Source organism: Pseudomonas sp. P5_B2 (genome assembly GCF_056400445.1).
The window spans coordinates 1-4,259 of sequence record NZ_JBFULH010000357.1 but is presented as its reverse complement, the minus strand read 5'-3'; the positions used below and the strand labels follow the sequence as shown (position 1 = coordinate 4,259).

Annotated in this window: 4 protein-coding genes; all 4 read left to right on the top strand. The window is 58.9% G+C overall.

Features of this window, described 5'->3' with window-relative positions:
- A partial coding sequence (locus AC1DRJ_RS20280; protein WP_477803717.1) for a phage tail assembly protein T occupies positions 1-310 on the top strand: 310 nt, incomplete at its 5' end.
- Positions 311-361: 51 nt separating this feature from the next.
- Complete coding sequence (locus AC1DRJ_RS20275; RefSeq protein WP_477803716.1) at positions 362-3,253, top strand: phage tail tape measure protein; 2,892 nt, start codon at positions 362-364, stop codon at positions 3,251-3,253.
- Positions 3,250-3,729 carry a DUF1833 family protein gene (locus AC1DRJ_RS20270; protein WP_477803715.1) on the top strand — a complete coding sequence of 160 codons (480 nt, stop codon included), beginning with the start codon at positions 3,250-3,252 and terminating at the stop codon, positions 3,727-3,729. The genes AC1DRJ_RS20275 and AC1DRJ_RS20270 overlap by 4 nt, the downstream gene beginning before the upstream one ends.
- Positions 3,726-4,106 carry a nitrite transporter gene (locus tag AC1DRJ_RS20265; RefSeq protein ID WP_477803714.1) on the top strand — a complete coding sequence of 127 codons (381 nt, stop codon included), beginning with the start codon at positions 3,726-3,728 and terminating at the stop codon, positions 4,104-4,106. Before AC1DRJ_RS20270 ends, AC1DRJ_RS20265 begins: the two co-directional genes overlap by 4 nt.
- Positions 4,107-4,259: the final 153 nt, after the last annotated feature.

Below are 4,259 nucleotides of genomic sequence, written 5' to 3'. Positions count from 1 at the left end.
ACCAGTTGGGAAAGATGACGAGCTCTCCGACGCCGACGAGCTCTGGCACGAAATTGCGATCTCGATCGGAGCCACGATCGCGGAAGCCAAAGAGCGCCTGAGTCTTGCCGAGTTTCGCAGTTGGGTGAGATATCGCCAAAAGCGAGGATCACTCAACTGGGGCATGCGCATAGAGCGAGGTACGGCGATGTTGGCGGCGCTCTATGCCAACTCCAAAAGCACGAAGGGCGGTTTCAAAATCTACGACTTCATGCCGCACGATTCGGAGCCGCCTCTGACGCTGGAACAGGCCATGGAGACATGGGCATAAAAATAGGTCACTTCGCCAATCCGAAAGGGCCGGTGTCGCTTGGAGTTATAGATGGCTAATTCACTGGGCACGCTGACGCTCGATCTTATCGCGCGCATCGGTGGTTTTACCGGTCCTTTGGACAAGGCCGAGGTGGCTGCTCGGAAGTCGGGCAAAGGGATCGCCGACTCTGCAAATATGGCTTCGCTTGCGTGGGATGCACTTGGCGAAGTCGTTGCGGGAGCTGTTGCCGGTTTTTCTGTGGGAGCGGTGCTCACCACTTTCATCGCCGAGACTCGGGATGCTGAAAAGGAACAGGCCCAGCTTGCAGCTGTGCTTAAGTCGACGGGTGAGTCGGCAGGCTTCAGTCGAGACCAGCTCAACGAAATGGCCGACGCCATGGAGAATGCCACAACTTTTTCCGGCGGTGATATCAACCAGGCGCAAACAGCGTTGCTCGCCTTCACCGGCGTAGTTGGTGACCAATTCACGCGAGCTCTTAAAGCCRCATCTGACATGGCTGCTCGCACGGGAACCACTGTTCAGCAAGCCGCCGAAACAATTGGTCGGGCGCTGGACGTACCGACAGACGGCCTCGGCGCTCTGAGCAAACAAGGTTTCAGATTTACTGAAGATCAAAAGAAGCTTGCGGAGTCATTTGAGTCCGTGGGTGATGTGGCTGGTGCTCAAGGCATCATCCTGAATGCGCTCGAGGAATCGTATAGCGGTGCCGCTGCGGCTGCGCGCGACACCTTCGGCGGGTCGCTGGATGCGTTGCGCAATACTGTTGCCGGGCTACTAACCGGTGAGGGTAGTCTCGATGGTGCTCGCGCGGCAGTTGAGGCGTTTAACTCGGCTTTGGGATCTCCGGAGGCCCGCACTGCGCTAGGTCTGACCGCGCAAGCAGCTACGGCTCTGGCAGTGGTGTTGACAACTCGCCTTGCCGCCAGCGCCGTTGGTACTGCTGTAGCTTTCGCCGCGGCTCAGGTCGAGGCGGTTCGCTATCAGTTAGCACTTGCACGCATGGCCGGTGTAGCCCCCGCAACAGCTGCGGGACTAGTCGGAATAGGTGTGGCTGCCCGTGGCGTATCGGCGGCTATGGCGCTACTTGGGGGGCCAGTCGGCGTTGTGCTGCTCGCTGCGAGTGCGCTTGCCTACTTCGCCACCAGCGGCGATGACGCCGATGAAACGGCGACGTCGCTGGCCAGTAAAATTGATTATCTGAATAAGTCATTCGACGGGTTCACGAAGAATCAGGCTGCGGCGGCCCTGCAGGACATCAACCAAGATTTGATGGACGCGCAGCTGGGGGCACTCGACGCAGAGAGCGCTGTTTCACAGTACCAACGATTGCTGCGCGATCACCCTGATGACTCCCGTCAGCGCGAATGGAACGAGTCGCTGATTACCGCACAAGGCGAGCTCGATACAGCCCGCCAAAAGGTCGAGGCCTTTGGTTCGCAAATCACCGTGCTGAACGGGATCCTTGCCGCGCCGGTGGTGGTAGAACAGTCGAAAGCCTTTAAAGATCTGGCCAAGACACTAGATGAACAGATAGTGCTTTCCGGCAAGAAGACGAGCGCTGATAAACTCGCCGCCCGTATAGGAGCTGGTCTTGTCACGGGCCTGAAAGCAGGAGAGGGTGAACTGCTTGTTGCTAAGGCCAAGACCCTGGATGCGAGCGAGGCGGCTGTTGAGGCCGAGAAGAAAAGCGCTGCAGCTTCGAAGCAGGCCGCAACGGCAGCAGCCACCGCTGCGACAGCACTGACAAAACGGGGCGAGGATGCCGTCACCGATTACCAGCGGCAAATCGCCCTGATCAATACCTCGGCCGACGCACAGAAAAAAGCCACGGAAGCAGACAAACTCAGGTTTGAACTGGCATCTGGAAAGTTGGTTGGCATCAACGCTACTCAGCAAAAACGATTGGAAGGGCTGGCAGCTGAGCTCGATGTGCTGCAAAAGCTCAAGATCGCCAACGAGGAATCGGCCAAGTCGGCTGCTTTCGCAGCCAATCTCCATGCTGAAAACGATACCGTTCGCTTGGGTTTTGACATGGACCTTGCGGGCGCAGCCATGGGCGAACAGACCCGGGACCGGATGCGGCAGGACCTGGCGCTTCAGCAAGATCACAACAAGCAGATGGCCGATCTGCAAAAACAATTGAACGCCGGCGATATCACCCAAAGCCTGTACGACACCGAAACAGAAATGCTCCGGGAAGCTTTGGCAGAGCGAGTGCTCTTGCAAGAGGACTATTACAGCAGAGTGGATAGTCTTCAGAACGACGGGGTGACTGGGTTCATCAGCGGCGTGGCCACTCAAGCCGAAGCCAGCATGGATCTTTACAGCTCAATGCAGAGCGTCGGCGCAGAGACTTTTCACAATCTCACCGATGCCATTTCGGAGTGGGCGGAAACTGGCAAGCTCGATGCCGAGGGATTGGCATCCAGTTTTATCCAGTCAGTGGGTCATGCGCTGCTTTCTTACGCAGCGGCTCAAGTTGCTATGGCCGGCCTCAGTGCATTCACCGCCATGGTCGGTATTCCGTTTGTTGGGCCGGCGGTCGCGCCCGGAGCGGCCATCGCGGCAACAGCGGCGGCAGGCGTGCTGATGACCGCAGTAGGCGCATCCCTTGATGGTCAGGCGCATGACGGTATCGATTCCGTGCCGGCTGACGGCACTTGGAACCTGAAGAAAGGTGAGCGCGTAACCACCGCTGAAACGAGCGCCAAGCTTGACCGCACGCTTGATCGCTTCTCTCGGGATGAGGGTAAAGGGAACATGGATGTCGCTGTGCACAACTATGCCAGCGCCCAGGTGGAGACGCAGCGTGACGGCGATCAGATGAAGATCATCATCAAACAGGCCAAGCGCGAAATCGCTCGCGATCTGGCTCAGGGTAACGGCGAGGTCACCCGCGCACTCACCAGTGGTTATGGGTTGAGGAGGACGGCGCGATGAGCATTCTGAAAAGGCTGTATGCCAGTGCGGGTCCTGAAATCATCCATGAAGTGCTGCAGATATCCGACGGCCTCACGACCTACTACATGACCAAGGGCTGGGATCCCCTGATGGTGATGCTGGAGAGCGGCGGCATTGTGACGTGTACGCCGTGCGGAATGGACCTGGCCATCCCGGCGCGCAATGACGACGGCACGCAGGATCTGAAATTTGCCCTGAGCAACATCGATGGCATCGCCTCTGCGTTTATCCGCTCAGCCTTGGCCGCTCGGCGCAGCATGTCGTTGGTCTATCGGGTCTATACCTCCGACGACCTCGGGGCCCCGGCCCACGCGCCCCATCGTTTCAAGATCAAGTCAGGCACCGTAACCGCAACCCAGGCATCGATCACCGCCGGCTATTTCGACCTGCTCGACACCGGCTGGCCGCGCAACACCTACAACCTGAACAAATTCCCAGGGCTTCGCTACCTATGAACCTCGAAAAATACACCCTCGGTCAGTACGTCGAGGGCGGTCGACTGTGGCCGCAGGTTGACTGTTATGGGTTGGTGCTGGAGGTTCGGCGCGACTTGGGTCTACCGGACTGGCCGGAGTGGTCCGAGATGCGCAAGGCGGATGGCGGCTTTGCCCGGGCGTGCGATGACATGATCCAGCGCACCGTCACTCCGTGCGCGCCGGGGCATGGCGCGGTTGTCGCCGCTTATCGCGGGAGCGTTCAGGACCACGTCGGCATCGTCGTGGAGATCAATGGTGCGCTTGAGGTGCTGGAGATCAACCCTCGCCGCAACGTCAGCTTTACCCCTATCCGTCGTTTCGAGCGCCGGTTTGTTCGCGTGGAGTACTACCGATGATTCGTATCTATCCCAGCCGTCTGGAAGGCGAGCCGCTGGAAAGCCACGCCATCCCCGCGCCGATGCTGTTCGTGGAATGGCTGAAGGGTCAGGCGCCTGAATTCGACTTGGACCGCGAACACCCGATCTGCGCCGAGGTGGATGGCGTGACCC